The sequence below is a fragment of the Daejeonella oryzae DSM 19973 genome, from assembly GCF_000422945.1.
Taxonomy (GTDB): domain Bacteria; phylum Bacteroidota; class Bacteroidia; order Sphingobacteriales; family Sphingobacteriaceae; genus Daejeonella; species Daejeonella oryzae.
Genome location: NZ_AUHA01000003.1, coordinates 14,218 through 37,257, shown reverse-complemented (window position 1 = coordinate 37,257; position 23,040 = coordinate 14,218). Strand labels below are relative to the sequence as shown.

Below are 23,040 nucleotides of genomic sequence, written 5' to 3'. Positions count from 1 at the left end.
AAATGTATTAATCCTTTTTATCCAAAGTATCCAAGAACTGTTCCAAAGAATATTCATCCGGAATTAATACCGCTCTTGCTTTACTTCCTTCAAACGGACCAACAATACCTGCTGCTTCCAGCTGATCTATTATTCTTCCGGCACGGTTATAACCCAACTTAAGCTTGCGCTGAATTAAAGAAGTTGAACCCTGCTGATGCATTACAATAAGTCGGGCTGCTTCTTCAAAATGTGAGTCACGGTCATCCGCATCAAAATCTTTCGAGGATGATTCAGCATTCTCATCAATATATTCAGGCAGCATCCAGGCCGATGGATATCCACGCTGTGCACCTATAAAATCAGAAATCCGTTCAACTTCCGGAGTATCTACAAAGGCGCATTGTATCCTTATCAGGTCACTTCCAGTGGATAAGAGCATATCTCCCCTGCCTATCAGCTGGTCCGCACCTCCGGAATCAAGAATCGTCCTTGAGTCAATCTTGGATAATACTCTGAAAGCAAGCCTTGCCGGGAAATTGGCTTTTATTGTACCTGTAATAATATTAACAGAAGGACGCTGGGTTGCAATAACCAGGTGAATTCCTACAGCCCTTGCCAATTGGGCAATACGGGCAATCGGCGCTTCAACCTCTTTGCCCGCTGTCATCATTAAATCTGCGAATTCATCAATAACCAGTACGATAAACGGAAGAAAACGATGACCATCATTGGGGTTTAGTTTTCTGTTGATAAATTTCTGGTTATACTCTTTCAGATTCCGAACCTGACCATCTTTCAATAAGTCATAACGCTGATCCATTTCTATACATAGGGAATTTAAAGTAGCAATTACTTTTTTTGTATCGGTTATAATTGCATCTGCTTCGCCCGGAAGCTTGGCCAGAAAATGCCGCTCAATTTTACGGAATAGAGTTAATTCTACCTTTTTAGGATCTACCAGAACAAATTTCAATTGTGAAGGATGTTTTTTATAAAGTAGAGAAACCAGAATGGCATTTATTCCTACAGATTTACCCTGCCCGGTGGCACCCGCAACCAGCAGGTGAGGCATCTTAGCTAAATCTGCAATATAAACTTCATTCGAAATGGTTTTTCCCAATGCGATGGGAAGATCCATCGTGGTATTCTGAAATTTTTCGGTGGCCAAAACTGAGCGCATAGATACCATCTCGGGATGCTGATTGGGAACTTCAATTCCTATCGTTCCTTTACCCGGCATGGGTGCAATAATCCGGATTCCCAGGGCTGCAAGACTTAATGCTATATCATCCTCCAGATTTTTAATTTTAGAAATCCTCACCCCCGGTGCTGGAATAATTTCATATAGCGTTACTGTCGGCCCAATGGTCGCTTTGATCTTATCAATCTCAATGTTGTAATGATTAAGGGTTTCAACAATCTTGTTTTTATTAGCTTCTAATTCTTCTGCATTTACTGAAATTTTATTGGAGCCATAGTTTTCCAGGAGATCCAACGGAGGATATTTGTAAGTCGACAGATCAAGTGTTGGATCGTACATTCCAAATTGTTCTACCAGTTCATTTGCTTTTTTCTCTTCCTCGGTCTTTTCTATAGTTAATTCCGGATCAGCTTTTATCTCCTCTGCTACCAGAGCAGCAGTTTCCATAGGAATGTTTTTGGAAGGACTTAAAGTTAGCGGAACATGAACTTCGGGTTCTTCTTCATATACAGTTTCTTTTACTGGAAGATCCTGTTTTAATTTCTTATTCGCATCGTTCGCGTTTTTATTCAGGTTAAATTCCACAGGCTCATATCGAACTTCATCTTCCAATTTAATTTCCTCAGGAGTTTCCGGTATAGTATAAACAGGTTCTTTTTTGCCTCCCGGGATTTTGAAATCGATATTATACGCAACTATCAAAGCTGTTAATCCGGCGAAAGCCAGAAGTCCGGCGATGCCGGCATTCCCGATCTGGGCCTGCAAAAGCCGGTTACTCCAGAATCCAAATTCTCCCTCCAGAAAATGAGGATATTCAGAAATAAATCCATGAAAAAAAGCGAATGTTAGTGAAATAAACAGAATCAGGAAAAAAGAATAGCCTAAAGTCTTACTAATGGATAATACTGTAATCTTAAAAAGCATGCGATAGCCGATGATAAAAAACACGGCAATAAAAAGAAAACTGGCAACCCCGAACCATTCATAAATAAACTGGTGAGAAAGCAGGGCGCCGAATTTACCTAACCAGTTTTCGACCACGGGCTGCTTAAAACCAAGCTCTAATAATTCCTGCTGAGTTTTCCATAAATTACCCCAACCGCCATTTGAATCCATCACATAGCTTTGATCTTCCTGCCAGGTAAACAGGTAAGAAGTAAAGGCCACCAGAAAGTACAGAGAAACTATAAGAAAAAACAAGCCTAAAATTTTAACCGGCCGGCCATCATTAAAAGTAAATCGCGGTAATATTTCTGTTTTTTCTTTAGGAGCCCGTTCCCTTGGTGCAGCTTTAGATTTTGTCTCTTGACGAAAAGAATTGGTGTTTCTGAACTGATTTCCTTTTACAGGCATTCGTAATTTATGTTAGTACTGACAAATATAACGTAATCTCTAATATTCGGATATTCCCGGAGAAGTATTGATTTTTTTTCTAGGCAAATTAAACCTTTATGTTTTATTAAACTCTTACAGTTATATAAATTAAAAATACAGTTTGCAAAACCCTTTTCAGGGTTAAAAGATATTTAAGATTAGGTTTTGGTTTAAGTTGAGTTTGTTTAAGTTTCCCGCCCTGATATTCAGGGCGGGATTTTTTATTTATTTTTGTATCATTGATCTTGGCTACATTGACCGATCAATAGCAGATAAATATGAGTTTAGCTTTACTTGAAGAGTTTATAGAATCTGGCAACGCAAGGGCTTTAAATGATCTTTTAGAAAAAAATCCTTCGCTGGCTTCAGAAAATACGAACCAGCAAATATCGCCTTTAATGCTTTCCTGCTATTATAAGAAACCTGACATTTCATCGATTATTTTAAAGTATGTCAAAAACATCAGCATATTTGAAGCGGCAGCGGTAGGCAAATTTGATGAAGTGGCACATCTAATCTATTTAAAGCCCTCAATAGTTAATGATTTTTCTGAAGATGGCTTTACACCTTTGGGACTTGCTGCCTATTTTGGAAACGAAGATATCACCCGATATTTACTATTAAAGGAGGCCGATCCCAATTTACCTTCTAAAAATGGATACAACGTTTATCCGCTGCACTCTGCAGTAGCATCAGATCATACCATGATTGCTAAAATGCTGTTGGAGGCGGGTGCAAAAGTTAATATTTCTCAAATGTCCGGAGTAACTCCGCTTCACTCTGCAGCGCAAAACGGAAATATAGAGTTGTTAATTGTATTGCTCGAAGCCGGTGCTTTGGTAAATGTTAGAATGGAAGGCGGAAAAACTCCTGCAGACCTTGCCGCAGACAAAGGGTATCATGATATAGCAAAGATCTTATCTGAGTAATAATAATAATACCACCTAAAAATGAAGTTTTAAAAATCCCAGATCCTAATCCGTTTAACGTAATTACGTATATCCAGAATAAAAGCTGCCAGAAAATAAAACACAAGCGGAAAACCTACCGCAAGAAAAGAAGAATAGATGAAAAAAAGGCGGATTTTTGAGATTGATATATTAAAACGCTCACCTAAATAAGTACAGACACCAAAAGATTTTTTTTCAAAAAAGGTTATTAAATCCTGTAACATCTATTTTTATTGTTTTAATAATTTGATTCCGATACCACAATGTAAGCATTTTTTATGGTCGCAATAGGAAGCTTTTAAATGCATTAAAGCTTGCGACCTGAATGCGGTATCCGCTTTTACTCCCAGTAAATTGAAACGGTTCAAAACCTGATTTGTTTCCCCCGGGATTTTCTCAAGCAGCGACAAAGCATTATTCATATATGCCTGTAAACCCATTTGCTGACTAAATGCAAATGTAGAAACAGCAACTGAATTTATAAGAATATTATTTATTGAATCTTCGCCAAGTTTTTTGGATGATCGGGCTGAAGGCTGATCAAAACGGTAATGGTTTTGCCAATAATCATTTATTTTAAGATCAGAAAACAGCCATCGCAGCTCATCAACAGAAGTTATTTCAATTATTTTTGAGAATAAAAAACTCGATTTACTGATCAGGGCTGCAAACTGAGCAATGCGGATGCAGGGAAAATTCTGAGGTCTTAATCTCAAATATTTCCAGATAAATTTATCACCGCTTATTAATGAATATTTAGCTTTTAAAAATTGATATTCTTTTTTTAAAAGAGCCGGATATTCATCATTAAATTTCTCTTCCAGAAAGCCGGCCTGACCAAATAACAATGCCTCAATCTGAAAAAGATTGTCCTTATGTCTGGCTAGTATTTGCTGACTAATAGATCGGGCAAGTAACTCAAAAGGAAGTGCATTAGTTTTAAATCCAAAATTTCGGGCAATGCATATATAAAATGCATCATCCCAGCTTCCATTAAATTCCTGCAAAAGTTGCTTTATCATGCCATTTTTACTTTCCATCCGTTCAACTATCATCCGCGAAAGCCAGAAATCAACATGAGCAAAATTTAATGAGGAAATTAATTTCTCGCACGGAATCCAGTTTAAACTCATCATTAATTCCTGATAACGAAACCAGGCACCTTCCGGAATTAAATCTTCTAATATCAATTCTGGAATTCTGCTTTGATCTTGCCTGAGGATTTGCCTGTCGGATTGATAAACGACGTGAAGAATGACATTTTCATACGCCTTGTCTGACTGATGATGGTGGCGTTCCCAATCGGATGACTTCAGGTGAATTTCAACATTGCCGGCCCAGGTATGCTCACCGATTTTGATGCGTGCATTTTCAAAATCAGGACCGGAATCTTTATTATGTATCCCAGGAGAAAAAATCTGCAGGCTTTCACCCGAACTGGTTTGAAGCTGCCCCTGTTCAAACAAACGGAATTTCCATAAATAATGCAGGAACTCTTCGGGAAAGGGCATTCTTAAATTTAATAAAATTTACCATTTGTTTTCCTTCTGCAACTTCAGAATTTGAAACGGATAATTGTTTATTCTATAATTGGTGGCAAAGGTGGTTGTGTAGGAATAGCAACGGGCATTCTTTTGCGCAAATTAGCGATCACTACCCCCCCGATAATTAATACTGCTGCCATAATAATTTTAACAGATAATTTTTCATCCAAAATAAGCCATCCGAGCGAGAGGGCTACCACTACATTAATATAAGTGATGATAGAAACTTTGGTTGATGGAAGTTTAGATAGTGCATATGTATAGGCTACATAACCCACTAATGAACCGAAAATTGCCAGGTAAATAACAGCGAGAATGCTCCTTAAACTCCAGCTCTCTGAATGAATATCGGGCTGAATAACAAGTTGCAATAAAAGCATGAACACTCCTGCAAAAAGCATTTGAACGCACAGGTTCATAAACATATTTCCAGGTTGCATAGCACTTTTTTTCGTAAAAATGGTGCCGGATGCCCACATTAAAACAGCAAAAAGAATGGCCATAATTCCCAAACGGTATTCCGGATTGAATAGATCTGCAATGTTATTCTGATAAATTAAATACATGCCGCAGATTCCTAAAAAAACTCCCAAAATAATTTTCCAGGAAAGCTTTTCATGACCAAATGCCAGATTTAAAAGCAAAACACACAAAGGAGATAGAGTTGAAATTAATGATGCCAGTCCGCTGGATATGTAAACTTCTGCGTAGGTGGTCAATCCATTCGCTAATACGATCATCATAAAGGAGATAATCAGGTTTCTTCTTAAACGCGGCCAGGTCATCCATTCAAATTTTCTGCTTATCAACAGAAATCCCAATAAGATAGAACCGGCCAGTATGTTACGTAAGCCGGTAACCAAAATTGGTGGAATAGTTTCTACGCCTATTCTGATACCCAAAAAAGTAGTTCCCCAAAAAAAAGCAATACTGATTACAGCTATTATAAGTTTAAGATTGGGGTTTTTAAGCATGATCAGGTGTGAAGAGCAATGTTGAATCAGGTTAAATGTCTATTCAGATTAATTGAAGTTTTCCAGCTTATCCAGCTCGATGCTCATTTCCTGCTGAATAATTAAAGCCTGCTCACGGGCCTTTTCTGCAAAATCTCTCTCTTTTGATGCGTAGATTATAGAACGAGATGAATTCACCAGTAATCCGCAATCTTTATTAAGGCCATAACGGCAAACATCCTGTAAATTTCCACCCTGAGCTCCAATTCCGGGAACGAGTAAAAAATTATCCGGTGCGTGTTCTCTAACTTTTTCAAAAGAATCTCCGCGTGTTGCCCCAATTACAAACATTAAATTATCTGGATTTCCCCATTGCTGAGCTTTGTCTATAACCGATTGATACAATGACTGGTCATTTGACGATAATAACTGAAAATCTTTACCACCCTCATTTGATGTGAGCGCAAGAAGAATTACCCACTTATCAGGAAAAGATAGAAACGGCAGCACAGAATCACTCCCCATATAGGGTGCAATAGTAATTGCATCAAAGCTCATTCCTGAAGATTGCTTATCAAAAAAAGCCTTTGCATACATGGAAGAGGTATTGCCGATATCCCCTCTTTTTGCATCTATAATACTGAGGCAGTGCTTAGGAAGATGTTCCCAGGTTTTAATCAAGCTTTGCCAGCCTGCTATGCCGCGACTTTCATAAAAAGCGCTGTTAGGTTTATAAGCAACACATAAATCCTGCGTGGCATCAATAATTTGCTTGTTAAATTCATAAACCGGATCTTGAGTATCCAATAAAAATTCAGGAATCAACGTTATATCTGTATCAAGACCAACGCATAAGAAGGATCTTTTTTTCTTAATCTGTTCAATAAGTTGCTGCCTGTTCATTCTTCTCAATCCTTTTGTAAATTGTGCGAAAGTAAATAAAGAAGATAGTTAATTTAAAAAAAGAAATAAAAGTTTTGTTTATTTCATTTTATTGTATACAATTGTGGCGTTATCTCAGTTTACTCCTGATTTCGGGAAAATCACACAAAATTCTTGATTAGCTCTTACATTATTGAAAATTTGTTGATTGTAATTCTTCAGGGTAAATTCTTATAAACCAAAAAATCCTAAAACATAAAAACTTAATGCTGGATATTAATAAATTGAACGATAAGCTCGTGTCTGAGCTGCGTGAGATTGCTCAAAACCACGGTATTGCAGATACCGACACGTTACGAAAACAAGATCTGATCAGTAAAATTTTAGAGAAGAACAGTGATTCTTCTTCTGTTGACGGTAATTCTGTAAACGGTTTAGTTTCCGATAAATCTGCTGTTGAAGAAAAACCACGCAAACGTTTGAGAACCCTGAAACCTAAAGCTGAGAACGCAAAACATCAGGAAGTACCTTTAGATAATACACGGTTATTTGATTTTAATGAGGAGGATGAAATTCAGGCGGATTCACCTTCAGTTTCTGAAGAAGTAAGTATTGAACAACCTGTAATTGCTAATCAGGAGCAGGTTTCTGCAAATATACAATCTGAAACCCCTGCGGCTGATCCTCCGGCGGCTGATCCGCAACCAAAAACTGCTCCTGCAAAAACTCACAATCAGCCTGAGCAGCGCAAATTTGATCGCCGTAATCCGAATCAGCCAAACAGAAATCAGGAAACAGCCATTAGCATGGATTTTGATAATGTAATTGTAAACGAAGGGATCTTAGAAATCATGCCGGACGGATATGGTTTTTTACGCTCCTCAGATTACAATTATTTATCTTCTCCGGATGATATTTATGTTTCCCAGTCTCAAATAAAATTATTCGGTCTCAAAACCGGAGATACCGTTCGCGGAAGTATACGTCCGCCAAAAGAAGGCGAAAAATATTTTCCGCTGGTACGGGTTGAAGCTATTAACGGCCGCCTGCCGGCTGATGTTCGTGACCGTGTTCCTTTTGAATTTTTAACGCCTTTGTTTCCCACAGAAAAATTAAATCTTTTTGTGGATGCCAATAATCACTCTACCCGCATCATAGATCTGTTTACTCCAATAGGTAAAGGTCAGCGTGGATTAATTGTAGCCCAGCCCAAAACTGGTAAAACGATGCTCTTAAAAGATGTGGCGAATGCAATTGCTAAAAATCATCCGGAAGTTTATCTCATTATATTGCTTATTGATGAGCGCCCTGAGGAGGTTACAGATATGGCGAGAAGCGTACGTGCAGAAGTTGTTTCATCTACATTTGATGAGCCGGCCGAGCGCCATGTAAAAATTGCCAATATTGTTCTTGAAAAAGCTAAACGAATGGTTGAATGTGGCCACGATGTGGTTATTCTTCTCGACTCTATTACCCGTTTAGCCCGTGCTTACAATACGGTTGCCCCGGCTTCAGGCAAAATTCTTTCCGGTGGTGTTGATGCTAATGCTTTACACAAACCGAAACGCTTTTTTGGTGCAGCCCGTAACATTGAAGATGGTGGTTCATTAACCATTTTAGCAACCGCCTTAACAGAAACAGGTTCTAAAATGGATGAGGTGATCTTTGAAGAATTTAAGGGAACCGGTAACATGGAATTACAATTAGATCGTAAATTATCTAATAAACGCGTATTCCCTGCAATTGACCTTACTGCTTCGAGTACCCGCCGTGATGATTTATTACTTGATAAGGATACCTTACAACGTATCTGGATTTTACGTAATCATTTAGCAGATATGAATTCACAGGAATCAATGGAATTCCTGCAATCTCAAATGCGTGGAACCAGAACTAATGAAGAGTTTTTAATTTCAATGAACTCGTAAAGAAAACAGAGCAAAGAGTAACCATTACGTTTATTCTTTGCTGGTTTATTTTTGATCCCAAATCTGCTTATGAAAAGACATATACCGAATTTTATTACTTGCTTAAATCTCTTTTGCGGATGTTTGGGAGTTGTATATGCCTTTAAAGGCGAACTGATCTTTGCCAGTTATGCAATTGCGATTGCTGCGGTGTTTGATTTTTTAGATGGAATGCTGGCCCGTGTTCTGAAAGCCTATTCAGAAATAGGAAAAGAATTAGATTCACTGGCAGATATGGTCAGTTTTGGTTTTTTACCTTCGGTAATAATTTATCAGTTATTCCTTCAATCTCCACAGGTAGGTGAATTGAGCAATTATTTAAATTATTCGGCTTTCCTGATAGCAATATTCTCTGCATTGCGGCTTGCGAAATTTAATGTGGATGTGCGCCAATCTGAAAATTTCATCGGACTTCCCACACCGGCCAATGCCATTTTAATTGGGTCTCTTCCCTTTATATTGTCAGATGGAAACTGGTTTTTATCCTCTTATATATTAAACCCCTTCTTCCTGTTTATTTTCAGTCTGGGTATGAGTATACTTTTAGTAACTGAAATTCCACTTATCTCTCTAAAGTTTAAGACTTTAAATTTCAAGGATAACCTGTTCAGATATATTTTAATAATTTCAGGCTTACTTTTAGTGGTAATTCTTAAATTTGCAGCCGTACCGATAATTATATTCTTATATTTTTTATTATCACTAATTCAATTCAGACCAAGATGAAATTCAAAGCAGAAATAACTGTAATGCCCCTTAAAGAAATATTAGATCCACAGGGAAAAGCAGTAACAAGCAGTATGAAAAATTTGGGTTTGGGAGAAATTCAGAATGTACGTATCGGTAAACACATTACCTTAGAGATTGATGCTGCTGATGAAAATGCTGCAAGTGCAAAAGTTGATGAAGCATGCAAAAATCTTCTGGCTAACCTGATTATGGAAAGCTATCATTTTGAATTAAAAGCAGTTTAGCCTTCGGTTAAGAGTCTTTTTTTGGCTTCTTCAAGCTTAATGTAAAGGATTTTACTAAGATTCATCAGATTATCAAACATTGGACGAATAGTTTCAACTGAATCTAAGTTTTTAGCTTTCCGCTCTAATTCGGCCATTTCAATTCGGGCAAAATCAACACCCATAAATGCCAGAGTTGGTTTTATTTTATGGGCTAGAGTAGCTACGTTAGACCAGTCCAGGTCGTTGATTGACTGATCAATCTCTTCAAAATATTCGGGAGTTTGATCCAGAAACATATCAATCATCTCGATCATGAATTCGCTGCTTCCGCCAGCTACATCGCTTAAATAGGATAAATCAATTTCGAATTCGGTAAGATTGTTGGCATTGTTATCCGGCATAATAATAATTTTGGCGCTAAGGTAGTTTTTTTACCTCGAGGTTATCATCAATTTTTTGTAACAGATTAATTGCGCTATCTCCTAAAACGGGATGAATTAAATCCGGTTCTAATTGGCAAAGTGGCATTAAAGTAAATCGCCGGGTATGCAACAAAGGATGAGGTATAATCAAGCCTTCCTCCTCCACTATGCGGTTCCCGAAAAACAAAATATCAATATCAATAGTACGAGAACCCCACTTTTCTACACGTTTTCTACCCAGTTCATTCTCTATACTAAGAATTTCTTCCAAAAGCTTTCGGGGCTCTAAATTAGTTTCCAGACTAATTACCTGATTGATAAAATCCGGCTGATTTGTTTTGCCCCAGGATTCAGTTTGATATAATGATGAAAGTTTTAAAACTTTCCCTACTCTGTTTTCTAAAATCTGAACCGCGTCTGAAAGATATTTCTTGCTGTCGCCCAGGTTACTTCCCAGTAATAAATACACCTGTTCCATAGTTTATTTAGAGTCACGATGTAACAAAATTCGATTTTATCAATCTCTATATTAGTATTATTGCATAGATAAACCTTTTACCTCTATAATGAAAGAATTCTTCAAATTTGTTTTTGCCTCCATGATAGGTGTTATCCTGTCATTTTTTGTAATCATTTTGTTGCTTGCTATTCTGGTTGCCGGCATCGTGGCCAGTGCCGGCGATGATAAAAAAGCGGAGATCGCATCCAATACAGTGATGCATTTAAGTTTTAACAATGCCATCACGGAGCAAACCGACAAAAATCCGTTTTCAAATTTCGATTTAATCGGATTTGAATCTAAAAAATCACTGGGATTGAATGATATCCTGGCAAACATCCGCGACGCCCGGGAAAATGACAACATTAAAGGGATTTATATAGATGTAAGTATGATTCCGGCAGGATTTGCCACTACAGAAGAAATACGTAACGCATTAATTGAATTTAAAAAAAGCAAGAAATTTATTATAGCCTACGGCGAAGTGTATACTCAGGGAGCTTATTATCTGGCTTCGGTTGCAGATAAGATTTACCTAAATCCTGAAGGTTTGATTGATTTCCGGGGATTAAGTTCTGAGATGATGTTCTTTAAAGGAACTCTTGAAAAGTTAGAAATTGAGGCTCAGGTTATAAAAGTGGGTACGTATAAAAGTGCAGTAGAGCCTTTTATTTTGGATAAAATGAGTGATCCAAACCGTAAACAGGTTGAGTCTTTTTTAGGATCAATGTACGATCATTTTTTAACGCAAATTTCTGCCAGCAGAAAAATCCCGAAAGATTCACTTTTTTCCATAGCTAACAACGCACTGATCCGCAATGCCGGAGATGCTTTGAATTACAAAATGGTTGATGGCTTAAAATACAAAGACCAGGTTTTAGATGAGTTAAAATCACTGAGCGGAATCGAGAAAAGTAAAGATATAAAATCTGTAAATATTGCTGATTATCCCGGCAATGATAAAGATAAAGGTCCATCAGATAGCAGAATTGCTATTGTGTATGCATCGGGTGAAATAATCAGCGGAGAGGGTAACGATGAAACCATTGGATCAGAAAGAATTTCGAGAGCGATACGTAAGGCCAGAACAGATAAAAAAGTAAAAGCGGTTGTATTACGTGTAAATTCTCCGGGCGGAAGCGCCCTGGCTTCAGATGTTATTTGGCGTGAAGTAATTCTGACTAAAAAAGTAAAACCTGTTATCGTTTCTATGGGGGATGTAGCCGCTTCGGGTGGATATTATATTGCCTGTGCCGCAGATTCAATTTTTGCTCAACCCAATACAATTACCGGTTCTATAGGTGTGTTCGGAATTATTCCGAACATGCAAAAATTCTTTAACAACAAACTCGGAATTACTTTCGACGGTGTGAAAACAGGAAAATTCGCTGATCTGGGAACAGTAAGCAGGCCATTAACAGATGTAGAGCGAATGATCATACAAAATGAGGTGAATCATATTTACAGCACGTTTACACAGAAAGTGGCTACCGGACGTAAAAAATCTCAATCCTATATTGACAGTATTGGTCAGGGTAGAGTTTGGAGCGGGACCGAGGCACTTAAGAACGGACTGGTTGACCGCTTAGGAAATATTAACGATGCAATTAATTCTGCCGCTAAGAAAGCAGGATTAGAAAAATACAGAATTGTGGAGTACCCAAGCCAGATAGATCCGTTTCAGTCTTTATTTGATCAATCGGGTGATAAAGTAAGAACCTATTTTGCAAAACGCGAATTGGGTGACAATTTTATTTTCTACCAGCAAGCTAAACAAGCATTGAGTATTTCGGGCATCCAGGCACGATTGCCTTATAACATTACGGTTAAGTAATCTGAGATTGGAAGTTTAAAATCATTCAAATACTCTTTATTCTTTATCTATAAAAACCCTTCAAACTATTGAAGGGTTTTTTACTTTTGAACAGATTATACCATGGAAAATAAAACTATAGCCAGAACCTTGCGGCTGCTGAGCCAGCTGATGGAACTTCATAACGAAAACCCATTTAAAATCAAGTCAATGGCAAATGCAGCTTTCAAAGTTGATAAACTTCCCTTCCCTGTTTCGGGTAAAAGTCTGAAAGAAATGGAAGAAATTGAAGGCCTTGGCAAAAGTACTGCTTCAAAAGTTTATGAACTGATCCATACCAATGAAATTAAGGACATGGAAAATCTGCTCCGGCAAACTCCAATTGGGGTTGTAGATATGCTCCAGATTAAAGGTATCGGCCCCAAAAAAATAGCTGTGTTGTGGAAAGACCTTGGAATAGAAAATACCGGCGAGCTGTATTATGCCTGCAATGAAAATCGCCTGATTGAAGCCAAAGGATTTGGATTAAAAACTCAGGAAGAAATCAAAAAGGTAATCGAATTTAAGATGGCCAGCAGCGGACGGTTTCTCTATGCAGGAATAGAAAATTTTGCTGAGAAACTGATTGAGGACATTCAGAATATTTTAAAAACAGATCTGATTAGTTTTACCGGTCCTTACCGCCGTAAATGTGAAATTATTGATAACCTGGATATCCTTTGCGGACTTGAGTTTTCTGAAGAAAAAGCTATCGCGATAGCCAACACCGGATTAAAAATAATTTCGACAGCTAATACTTCAATTGAAGCAGAAAACGAAGAAGGAATTCGGGTTTTAATTAATTTCTGCCTGCCGGAAGATTTTGCTGAACAGCTATTCCGAAAAACCGGTAGTACTGAACATGTTGAAGAAGTTGAAAAGCTCTTGTCCGGACAATTACTTACTTCCAAAACTGAGCATGATATTTATAATAAGGCTTCTCTTCAATTTATTGAACCCGAAATGCGGGAAGGCGGAAACGAAATTCAGCCCGCTAAGAATCATCAAATTCCTGTACTAATTAAAGAATCTGATTTAAAAGGCAGCTTACACAATCATAGCACCTGGAGTGATGGAGTTCACAGTCTGGAAGAAATGTCGATGTTTTGCAGGGATCATCTCGGTCTGGAATATCTGGGAATCTGCGATCATTCCAAATCCGCATTTTATGCAAAGGGTTTGAACGAAATTCGGGTAGCTGCGCAACACCGAGAGATTGATGTTTTAAATAAAAAGCTAGCGCCTTTCAGAATTTTTAAAGGAATAGAGTCTGATATTCTTTACGACGGCTCTCTGGATTACAGCGATGATATTTTAAAAACATTTGATTTCGTAGTTGCTTCTGTACATTCAATTTTAAAAATGCCCGAAGAAAAGGCGACTCAGCGTTTAATAACCGCTATAGAAAATCCATATACAACTATTTTGGGTCATCCTACCGGAAGAATGCTTTTAACCCGCAGCGGTTATCCAATTGATCATAAAAAAGTTATAGATGCCTGCGCCGCAAATAAGGTAGTGATAGAAATTAACTCAAATCCATTGCGTTTAGATCTGGATTGGAGATGGCACCAATATGCCGTTTCAAAAGGTGTAATGCTTTCCATTAACCCGGATGCGCATAGAAAAGAAGGTTTATTGGATATGAAATATGGTATTTTTACAGCACGCAAGGGCGGAGTTTCTGCATCAAACTGTTTAAATAGCATGAATCTATTTGAGATAAGCGATTATTTTGAGAAGCTAAGATTTAAAACTCAAATTAATAAGGGCTAAACAAGAAATACCGCAGACATAAAATTCTTACTAATTCCATCATAATTGAAAATCCTCATTATTCGCTTTAGTTCAATTGGCGACATCGTATTAACCACGCCGGTTATACGATGTTTAAAACAGCAGCTTAAACATGCAGAAATACATTATTTAACTAAAAAAGCTTTCAAACCAATTTTGGAGAGCAATCCCTATATAGATAAATTGCACTTGCTCGAAAATTCTCTTGGATCTACTATTGAGAAATTAAAAACGGAAAACTTTGATCATATAATTGACCTTCATCATAATCTTCGTACCCGAATTATTAAATTCAGAATGTCTGTTCATTCCGTTTCTTTTGATAAACTGAATTTGGAGAAATGGATGATGGTGAATTTACATCTCAACAAACTCCCGCAAATCCATATTGTTGACCGTTATTTAAAAACTGTTGAGTTTTTAGGTGTTAAAAATGATGGAAAAGGTTTAGATTATTTTCTTGCCGAAGAATATGATCTAAAAAATATGCTTCCTTCATCTCATCAAAATTTTACAGGCCTGGTTATTGGTGCGCAGCATGCAACTAAAAGGCTTCCTCAGCAAAAATTAATAGAACTTTGTAAGCTGATTACTACGCCGATTGTATTATTGGGTGGGCCTGAGGACTCCATGCGGGCAGAAGAAATTTGCAGATTTGCAGGAAGTCATGTTTACAATGCCTGCGGAAAATTTTCAATTGACCAATCAGCTTTCCTGGTAAAGCAATCGCAGAAAATTATAACCCATGATACGGGTTTGATGCATATTGCCGCGGCATTTAATAAATCTATTATTTCGGTTTGGGGAAACACAATTCCTGAATTCGGAATGTATCCTTATAATGCGGATGACTCTTCGTTTTTTGAAGTTAAAGGACTGCCCTGTCGCCCCTGTTCTAAAATTGGTTATGATAAATGTCCCCGCGGACATTTCAAATGCATGAACAATATCGACCTGAATTCAATCGGGTTAAAAATTAGGAATTAACTTTTTTGCTTAACGCGGATTTTAAGCGCAATAACTTAATGAAGAACAAACTATGAAACAACTTCTTTTAATACGGCACGCAAAATCAGACTGGAATGATCCTTCCCAAAAGGATTTCGACCGGCCCCTTAATGATCGCGGGCATCGCAATGCTCCCGAAATGGCACACCGGCTGGTTAAAAAATCAATAATTCCACAGCATATTGTCACCAGTCCGGCAATGAGAGCTAAAACAACTGCCAATTATTTTGCTGAAGCATTTAAGATAAAACCGTCCGGCATTCAGAAAGAACCGGCTATTTATGAGGCCAGTGCTGAAAGCCTATTGAAAGTTATAAATAGTCTGGATAATACATTTGACCTTGTTGCGCTATTTGGCCATAATCCTGGTTTAACAACTTTTGCAGAAAATTTATGTGAAGCAGATATTTTCAATATACCTACATGCGGAATGGTACTGATTGAATTTCCTTTTGACAATTGGGAAATGGTAAGTAAAGGAACCGGAAAAATGATATTTTTTGATTTCCCGAAGAATAAAGAGCAAGGGTGAAGCTTTCAGGCTAATTTATAAACTTTGCCGGGCAGGGCTATAATAATGCCTTGCATTTCTAATCCTAAAATACTCACAGCTAGTTTACTTTGCTGCAAATTGGTTTTAATGGCCAGCTCATCTACTTCAACCAAATCGCGGGTTTTTAAAACATCAACAATTTTTTGTTCGGCAGCAGATAAATTTAATAATAAACTCAGCTGAGGTTTTTGCTTTTTAGCATGGATTTCTGACCATCCCAACAGGTATTCTAAATCTTTTACCCCTGAGATTAAATTAGCCCGATTAGTTTTTATCAGGTAATTGCAGCCAGAACTGTATTCATCCTGCACCCGGCCCGGAAATGCAAATACATCGCGATTATATGAATTGGCAATCTCAGCAGTAATCAAAGCTCCGCCTTTTATATTTGCCTCAACTACAATCGTAACATCAGAAATACCGGCAATTATCCGGTTTCGTTTTGGAAAATTCTCCCTGTCGGGATTTGTTTTCGAAGGAAACTCAGTAAGCAATCCGCCGCATTCAAGCATTTTTCCTGCAAGATTTCTGTTTAAAGCAGGATATATCCGGTCTAAACCATGCCCTAAAATGCCTACCGTATGGATTTGATTTTTCAAGCACTCATTATGTGCCATACTATCTATACCATAAGCCAGACCGCTTATTATCAATGGATGATGAGGCTGCAAATCCTCAACCAGTTGCCGGCACAATTCTTTTCCATAATCTGTTGCATTACGAGTACCAACAATACTGATAACTTTTGCTGCATTTAAATCCGTTTCCCCTTTAAAATATAGAATTACCGGGGCATCACCACAATTTTTAAGGCGCTGAGGATAATCCTTATCTGTAATAAAGAGGGGTTTTATTTTATATTTTTCAATAAATTCCATCTCGGCCTCTGCTCTATCAAAGCCTGCATGATTGCATATAGAAGCTGCAGTCTTAGGCCCGATTCCGGGAATACTATTAAGAACATTGAATTTAGCAGAGAATATTTCTTCTGCAGAACCGCAATAGCTCATCAAATTTCGGGCATTGGTATGCCCAACCCCGGGAATTTGGGTTAAAGCTATTTGATGAAGTAAAGACAAATTTTATTGAGCTGAAAAGTAAATGACATATTTTGTGTCGAAAAATTCTTCATCAAAATAAGCATTTATCGGGAATTGCTTTACATTTTTCAGCCCTGATTCTTTAATTTCCTGTGCAAGGTCACCGCCTTTCAGATATAAAACTCCGTTTTTAAGATCGTTGCTGGAATCCTTACCAAACTTATTTTTTATCCAGGGATAAAAATCCTTTAACTGGGTAACAGCCCTGGAAATAATAAAATCAAATTTCTCATCAATCTGCTCGGCTCTTGCATGGCTTGCACGCAGATTTTTTAAACCTATCGCTTTAGAAATTTCTTGAACAACCTTTATTTTCTTCCCGATTGAATCCACTAAATGAAATTGTGTCTCGGGAAATAAAATAGCTAATGGAGTGCCCGGAAAACCTCCGCCTGTACCTACATCCAGAATATTTTCTCCTGGTTTAAACGAAATTACTTTAGCAATTGCCAGAGAATGTAAAATATGGTGCAGGTATAATTTATCTATATCCTTACGGGAAATAACATTGATTTGAGCATTCCAATGCCTGTAGAGCTCATCTAATTGTGTAAACTGCTCTTTCTGTTTAGCACTTAGTTCAGGAAAATAGTTGAAAATGATTTCAGAAGTCACTGCGGTTATTCTTCTTGTTTCGGTTCATAACATTTGATAACAGATCTCTTGCACGAAAAAGCTGTGCTTTTACCGTCCCCAGAGGCAAATCTAATTGTGTCGCGATTTCCTCATAAGATAATTCTTCAAAATATCTCAGCATAATTAAGGTGCGGTAACGGGACGGAAGCTTATCCACGATTTCTTTCAACTGCTCGCCTTGCTGCTTCTTGATGGATGTTTCCTCCGGATTTAACGTGTCAGATCTGATCTGTAAGGGTCGGTTATCTCCGTCATCATCAACCATGCTGTCAATAGACATGGTTTGGATCTTCTTTTTGCGGATAAAATCGATACAGTTATTTGTAGCGATTCGAAACAGCCAGGTGCTGAAAGCAAAATCGGGCTTATACTTTTCTAAATTTTCAAATGCTTTCGCGAATGTCTCAACCGTAAGATCCATTGCATCATCTTTGTTGTTGACCATTTTTAGGGCCATAAAATGAATGGAGTCTTTGTAGCGTTGCATTAAATCAGCATATGCCTTCTGGTTCCCAACTTTAGCCTTTTCTACGAGGTAAAAATCATTTTTGGCATTGTCTGAAAAATTTGGATTTACTTCCATTCTATTTTCTTCTTGAACAAGGTAATAATGTTGAGAGCAAGTATATAAAAGTAGTAAATGATATCGAAAACAGGAAGCCAGAGGACAAGATCGGGGTAATTGAGGCGTTTTAATATCGGAGAATAGATAACTATCTGACTTACAAGCCGGATTAAAAACAAACTTAGAAGCAACCACCACTGAGCATTCATCCCGATAAGGATAAATAGCGTTAAATAAAATATAATGGCCGATCCGGCCTGCATACTCAGCATCCGTTTATGTGCAGATTTATAAACTTTTCCCGCTCCCTGATGCCTGATTTTCTGCTTCAAAAAGGAGGAAAAGGTAGTTTTAGGATCAGTCCAAACCTGCGATTCGGGATGTATTTCTATAGCCGTATTGCGGGGTGTAGCATTTTGATTCACAAACAGATCATCATCTCCGGAAAGAATATGCATGTGTGATGCAAACCCTTTTCCTTTAAAAAATAGAGACTTTTTATAGGCCATATTTCTTCCAACCCCCATATACGGCCTTCCTGCTAAAGCAAAAGACAAGTAATTTAAAGCCGTAAAAAAAGTATCAAACCGGATAAGTTTATTGATAAAACCGCTAAGCTTTTGATACGGAGAATAACCTAAGACAATTTCATTTGAATCGCTGAAATTATTTTGCATATGCCTGATCCAGCTTTTTGAAACCGGTTTGCAATCGGCATCAGTAAATAATAAATGCTCATGTTTAGCGGCTTTAATGCCTAATGTTACCGCAAATTTTTTACCATGTTTAAAACGTTCGTGCTCATTAATAGTAACTACATTGAGATGTGGATATTGGGCAGAAAACTTACGCAAAACCAGTTCAGAATCATCAATAGAACAATCATTCACCAGCACCACTTCAAAATTTTCATAATCCTGCTCAAGTATAAATGCTAAGTTTTTTTTCAGATTTCGTTCCTCATTGCGGGCGCAAATAATTACTGATACCGGATGTATACGATCTTTTAAAGCTTTGTTTTTAAAAGTCAGAAGGTTTTGGTGAATAATAATTGTATAATAAAGCTGGATTATAAAGCTAAGTTGGAATACAATTAATATAATAATGTAGAAATAATTCACGCTTTGCTGGTATTCATTCAAGTGAATCGCAAATTTCTAATTTTTAAATAAAGATTTATCATTGTTGATAAATTAAAAGCGCCTAAAGTCCTGTTTTGCAAGCACAGTAGTGAGCGTAAGGGTTTAAATTTTCCTATTTTTGCGCCGGTTCCTCAGAAGGATATAGAATGAAATTTAAATTAGACGCTACAGATAAATTTTCCAGAGCACGTGCAGGTGAAATTACTACAGATCACGGAACAATAAAAACACCCATATTTATGCCTGTGGGGACCGCAGGAACGGTTAAAGCTGTTCATCAGCGTGAACTTGCAGATGATATAAAGGCCCAGATTATTTTGGGGAATACGTACCATTTATATCTGCGTCCCGGTTTGGATACACTTGAAAAAGCCGGAGGATTACATAAATTCAATGGATGGGATAAGCCCATTTTAACAGACAGCGGAGGTTATCAGGTATATTCATTATCCGAAGTACGCAAAATAAAAGAAGAGGGTGTAACATTCAGATCGCATATAGATGGTTCAAAACATCTGTTTACTCCTGAAAATGTAATGGATACCCAGCGAACTATTGGTGCCGATATTATTATGGCTTTTGATGAATGTACACCCTATCCATGCGAATATGGGTATGCACGGCGATCCATCGAAATGACACACCGCTGGCTGAAACGCTGCTGCACACGTTTTGATGAAACCGAACCGAAGTACGGTTATTCCCAATCCCTTTTCCCTATTGTACAGGGCTCTGTTTATAAAGACCTTAGAAAAAGATCGGCCGAAGTCATCGCTTCATTTGAACGCGAAGGAAATGCAATTGGCGGTTTATCGGTTGGAGAGCCCGCAGAAGAAATGTATGCCATGACCGATATTGTATGTGAAATTCTTCCGTTGGATAAACCGCGTTACCTGATGGGAGTGGGAACCCCGGTTAATATTCTAGAAAATATCGCCCTTGGAATTGATATGTTCGATTGTGTAATGCCTACCCGAAATGCCCGAAACGGTATGTTATTCACCAGAAATGGCTTTATAAATATCCGCAATGAGAAATGGAAAAATGATTTTTCTGCTCTTGAAGAGGACAGTGATCTTTTTGCCGATAAAAATTATACCAAAGCGTATCTTCGTCATCTGGTGCATTCTAAAGAGATTTTGGGTTCTCAAATAGCTACCTTACACAACCTGCATTTCTATTTATGGTTGGTTACTGAAGCACGGGAAAAAATTATTGCGGGCGATTTTTATGAATGGAAGAATAAAATGGTTAAACAATTATCTCAGCGTTTATAAAATAACATGATTAAGATCATTGATTGGTATATTATAAAAAAATACCTGGGCACGTTTATATTTACGCTCGGGATTTTTACTATTATAATTGTCGTTTTCGATGTTTCTGAAAAACTGGATGATTTTTTAAAGCATAATGCACCTTTAAACAAAATCATCTTTGAATATTATGCGGGATTTATTCCGTTTTATCTGAACTTCCTCTCTCCTTTAATCAATTTTATTGCAGTTATATTATTCACTGCAAAAATGGCCGATCAAACTGAAATAGTTCCAATATTAAGCGGCGGAGTTAGTTTTAAGCGGTTTTTATGGCCCTACCTCATCTCATCCACATTCATTTTTGTGGTAACTTTAATTTTCAATCTGTTTATTATTCCTGAAACCAATCGCTTAAAAGTTGATTTCGAAAATAAATACATCAATCCCAAAAAGGATAATTCAAGGATGTTTACCCATATGCAGATTGATAAAGACAGCTATGTTTATATCGAAAACTTTGATAATTCTCAACGTATAGGATACAAGTTTACCCTGGATAAATTTAGCGGCGACGAGTTAAAAGAAAAGCTGGTTGCCGACAGGATAGCATGGGATTCTGTGAAGAAAAAATGGATCATCGATAACTATTCGATCCGCAAAATTGACGGGCTGAAAGAGAGTATGACCTATGGGGTGAGTAAAGATACCACGCTGGATATCAGGCCTAAAGATTTTGAAATTTACGATAATATTTATGAGGCCATGAATATGCGTGAACTGAACGATCGGATTGAAAAAGAGGAAACGCGTGGCACAGGAGTAATTGTAAGGCTTCAGCTCGAAAAATACAAACGATTTGTTTATCCTTTATCTGCATTTGTGCTAACTCTGATGGGCGTTTCTCTGTCATCACGTAAAGTTAGAGGCGGCATTGGATTGCCTTTAGGAATTGGGATTTTCCTGAGTTTTGCTTACATCTTGTTTATACAATTTTCAACCATGTTTGCTTTAAAAGGGGGCCTTCCACCTTTAATTGCAGTCATTATTCCCAACTTAATATTCGGTCTTGTGGGAATTTATCTACTGATAAAGGCCCCAAAATAATTCTTCATGCGTCAAAATTTCTCAGGCAGTTCAGCAGTTAAACGCAACCTTGTAATCCTTCATTTAACAGTATTGGTTTGGGGTTTTACGGGCATATTGGGTGCCCTGATATCTATTTCTGCCACGCATTTGGTTTGGTACAGGGTATTGATAGCTTTTATAACACTGTTTATATACTTCAAAACCACTAAAACCAGTTTTAAAGTAAACTCAGAAACGTTTATAAAATTATTTTTTACCGGTGCAATTGTAGGAGCGCATTGGATCTTGTTTTTTCAATCTATAAAGTCATCTACAGTGTCTGTTGCACTCGTGTGCCTGTCTTCTCTAACCCTTTTTACAGCCATTTTAGAGCCCCTTCTTAAAAAGCAAAGAATTTCTAAACTTGAAATACTAACCGGTTTTTTAATCATCTGCGGAATTTTTCTCATTTTCAGATTCGAATCCCAGTATTCATTTGGCATTATCTGTGGACTTTTAAGCGCCCTTTGTGCCAGTCTTTTTTCAATTATTAACTCCAAACAGGTTAAAAATCGTCCCGCTCCGATAATCAGTTTTTATGAATTAATTGGTGCATGGGTCTGGGTTTCTATCTTCATGCTGTTTACCGAAGGCTTTGACAGCGGCATGAGACTCAGCATGGCCGACCTCGGATATCTGCTGATTCTGGGAACTATTTGCACCTCTATTGCATACGTTGCAGGGGTGGAAGTAATGAAAGAATTAAGTGCCTTCAGAGTAGCGTTAATCACCAATCTTGAGCCTGTATACGGAATCATTTTAGCATGGTTATTTTTCGGGAAAAGAGAACAAATGACTCCTGGATTTTATGCCGGAGCTGTAATTGTACTGACCTCAATTTTTGTTTTTCCGCTGATAAAACATCAAATTCAAAAGAGGAGACTCAAGAAAAACCTGCCTGTTGTTTAACCACACTTATACACTAAGGTCAAAATAGAACTGATCAATTACTTATCAGTAACTATCCCGTAAATCAGGTTTTTAAAACTAATGATTAATCTTCAGGATTAATCAAATTGAAATCAGAAGGCATTTACAATTTGCAATTTTGTCACTTCCCAGTGATCGGCTATAAAGTCAAAATCCCTATAAATTTTCCTACCCTGATGGATTGCAAAATTATCTGCTTAAAGTTCAGCTAGCCCGTCAAATTTGAGCAACAGAAATATGCTCTGTGGATATAAAACACTTCCTGGATTTACCGGTAATTTTTTAACTCAAAGGAACCTCAATTCGGTAAATCCGGTTAAGGGATAGAGAGATTTTAAAAGCT

At 37.5% G+C, this 23,040-nt stretch carries 22 protein-coding genes; 11 read left to right on the top strand and 11 right to left on the bottom strand.

Features of this window, described 5'->3' with window-relative positions:
* Positions 1-7: 7 nt before the first annotated feature.
* Positions 8-2,536, bottom strand: a complete 2,529-nt coding sequence (locus G521_RS0107575) for an FtsK/SpoIIIE family DNA translocase (protein ID WP_026898007.1) — start codon at positions 2,534-2,536, stop codon at positions 8-10.
* A gap of 299 nt (positions 2,537-2,835) precedes the next feature.
* On the opposite strand from G521_RS0107575, the gene G521_RS0107570 reads away from it, so the two are divergent.
* Entirely contained in the window at positions 2,836-3,486 is a 651-nt protein-coding gene (locus G521_RS0107570) for an ankyrin repeat domain-containing protein (RefSeq protein WP_026898006.1), read from the top strand.
* Between the two features lie 29 nt (positions 3,487-3,515).
* Here G521_RS0107570 and G521_RS0107565 read toward each other — a convergent pair whose 3' ends face one another.
* From G521_RS0107565 to pyrF, 4 genes are all read right to left on the bottom strand, one after another.
* Positions 3,516-3,731: a PspC domain-containing protein gene (locus G521_RS0107565; protein WP_026898005.1), complete on the bottom strand. Its 216-nt coding sequence runs from the start codon at positions 3,729-3,731 to the stop codon at positions 3,516-3,518.
* A 6-nt stretch (positions 3,732-3,737) separates the two neighbouring features.
* Positions 3,738-5,018: a DUF2851 family protein gene (locus tag G521_RS0107560; RefSeq protein ID WP_026898004.1), complete on the bottom strand. Its 1,281-nt coding sequence runs from the start codon at positions 5,016-5,018 to the stop codon at positions 3,738-3,740.
* Positions 5,019-5,086: 68 nt separating this feature from the next.
* The gene (locus tag G521_RS16720) at positions 5,087-6,025 is read right to left on the bottom strand and encodes a DMT family transporter (RefSeq protein ID WP_051189593.1); all 939 of its coding nucleotides are present in this window, start codon (positions 6,023-6,025) and stop codon (positions 5,087-5,089) included.
* Between the two features lie 48 nt (positions 6,026-6,073).
* On the bottom strand, positions 6,074-6,907 hold the full coding sequence (gene pyrF / locus G521_RS0107550) for an orotidine-5'-phosphate decarboxylase (protein WP_026898003.1): 834 nt from the start codon (positions 6,905-6,907) through the stop codon (positions 6,074-6,076).
* Between the two features lie 245 nt (positions 6,908-7,152).
* On the opposite strand from pyrF, the gene rho reads away from it, so the two are divergent.
* The 3 genes from rho (at position 7,153) to purS (ending at position 9,827) form a co-directional block, all read left to right on the top strand.
* A complete protein-coding gene (gene rho / locus G521_RS0107545; protein ID WP_026898002.1) occupies positions 7,153-8,814 on the top strand; it encodes a transcription termination factor Rho in 1,662 nt (553 codons plus the stop codon).
* A 69-nt stretch (positions 8,815-8,883) separates the two neighbouring features.
* Positions 8,884-9,579 carry a CDP-diacylglycerol--serine O-phosphatidyltransferase gene (gene pssA / locus G521_RS0107540; protein ID WP_026898001.1) on the top strand — a complete coding sequence of 232 codons (696 nt, stop codon included), beginning with the start codon at positions 8,884-8,886 and terminating at the stop codon, positions 9,577-9,579.
* The gene (purS, locus tag G521_RS0107535) at positions 9,576-9,827 is read left to right on the top strand and encodes a phosphoribosylformylglycinamidine synthase subunit PurS (RefSeq protein WP_026898000.1); all 252 of its coding nucleotides are present in this window, start codon (positions 9,576-9,578) and stop codon (positions 9,825-9,827) included. The genes pssA and purS overlap by 4 nt, the downstream gene beginning before the upstream one ends.
* Here purS and G521_RS0107530 read toward each other — a convergent pair.
* Positions 9,824-10,210, bottom strand: coding sequence for an Hpt domain-containing protein (locus tag G521_RS0107530; protein ID WP_051189591.1), 387 nt, complete (start codon positions 10,208-10,210; stop codon positions 9,824-9,826). The two genes, purS and G521_RS0107530, sit on opposite strands and share 4 nt — an antisense overlap.
* Before the next feature lie 16 nt (positions 10,211-10,226).
* Positions 10,227-10,709, bottom strand: a complete 483-nt coding sequence (gene folK / locus G521_RS0107525; protein WP_026897998.1) for a 2-amino-4-hydroxy-6-hydroxymethyldihydropteridine diphosphokinase — start codon at positions 10,707-10,709, stop codon at positions 10,227-10,229.
* Between the two features lie 88 nt (positions 10,710-10,797).
* On the opposite strand from folK, the gene sppA reads away from it, so the two are divergent.
* From sppA to G521_RS0107505, 4 genes are all read left to right on the top strand, one after another.
* Positions 10,798-12,564: a signal peptide peptidase SppA gene (sppA, locus tag G521_RS0107520; protein WP_026897997.1), complete on the top strand. Its 1,767-nt coding sequence runs from the start codon at positions 10,798-10,800 to the stop codon at positions 12,562-12,564.
* 102 nt (positions 12,565-12,666) lie between these two features.
* Complete coding sequence (locus G521_RS0107515; RefSeq protein ID WP_036678717.1) at positions 12,667-14,358, top strand: helix-hairpin-helix domain-containing protein; 1,692 nt, start codon at positions 12,667-12,669, stop codon at positions 14,356-14,358.
* Between the two features lie 45 nt (positions 14,359-14,403).
* A complete protein-coding gene (locus tag G521_RS0107510; RefSeq protein ID WP_026897995.1) occupies positions 14,404-15,366 on the top strand; it encodes a glycosyltransferase family 9 protein in 963 nt (320 codons plus the stop codon).
* A 52-nt stretch (positions 15,367-15,418) separates the two neighbouring features.
* The gene (locus G521_RS0107505; RefSeq protein ID WP_026897994.1) at positions 15,419-15,919 is read left to right on the top strand and encodes a SixA phosphatase family protein; all 501 of its coding nucleotides are present in this window, start codon (positions 15,419-15,421) and stop codon (positions 15,917-15,919) included.
* A 5-nt stretch (positions 15,920-15,924) separates the two neighbouring features.
* Here the strand turns inward: G521_RS0107505 and dprA are convergent, their stop codons facing one another.
* From dprA to G521_RS0107485, 4 genes are read right to left on the bottom strand one after another with little or no spacing between them, the layout of a single operon-like run.
* On the bottom strand, positions 15,925-17,019 hold the full coding sequence (gene dprA, locus G521_RS0107500; protein ID WP_026897993.1) for a DNA-processing protein DprA: 1,095 nt from the start codon (positions 17,017-17,019) through the stop codon (positions 15,925-15,927).
* 3 nt (positions 17,020-17,022) lie between these two features.
* The gene (gene rsmG, locus G521_RS0107495) at positions 17,023-17,655 is read right to left on the bottom strand and encodes a 16S rRNA (guanine(527)-N(7))-methyltransferase RsmG (RefSeq protein ID WP_026897992.1); all 633 of its coding nucleotides are present in this window, start codon (positions 17,653-17,655) and stop codon (positions 17,023-17,025) included.
* Positions 17,645-18,259 carry an RNA polymerase sigma factor gene (locus G521_RS0107490; RefSeq protein ID WP_026897991.1) on the bottom strand — a complete coding sequence of 205 codons (615 nt, stop codon included), beginning with the start codon at positions 18,257-18,259 and terminating at the stop codon, positions 17,645-17,647. The genes rsmG and G521_RS0107490 overlap by 11 nt, the downstream gene beginning before the upstream one ends.
* Positions 18,250-19,383, bottom strand: coding sequence for a glycosyltransferase (locus G521_RS0107485; protein ID WP_245580846.1), 1,134 nt, complete (start codon positions 19,381-19,383; stop codon positions 18,250-18,252). The genes G521_RS0107490 and G521_RS0107485 overlap by 10 nt, the downstream gene beginning before the upstream one ends.
* A gap of 146 nt (positions 19,384-19,529) precedes the next feature.
* Here G521_RS0107485 and tgt point away from each other — a divergent pair, with 146 nt between their 5' ends.
* The 3 genes from tgt to G521_RS0107470 are packed head-to-tail and all read left to right on the top strand — an operon-like array spanning position 19,530 to position 22,676.
* Entirely contained in the window at positions 19,530-20,660 is a 1,131-nt protein-coding gene (gene tgt, locus G521_RS0107480; protein ID WP_026897989.1) for a tRNA guanosine(34) transglycosylase Tgt, read from the top strand.
* 6 nt (positions 20,661-20,666) lie between these two features.
* Positions 20,667-21,746, top strand: a complete 1,080-nt coding sequence (locus tag G521_RS0107475) for an LptF/LptG family permease (protein ID WP_185095045.1) — start codon at positions 20,667-20,669, stop codon at positions 21,744-21,746.
* Positions 21,747-21,752: 6 nt separating this feature from the next.
* Positions 21,753-22,676: a DMT family transporter gene (locus tag G521_RS0107470; RefSeq protein ID WP_026897987.1), complete on the top strand. Its 924-nt coding sequence runs from the start codon at positions 21,753-21,755 to the stop codon at positions 22,674-22,676.
* Positions 22,677-23,040 lie beyond the last annotated feature (364 nt).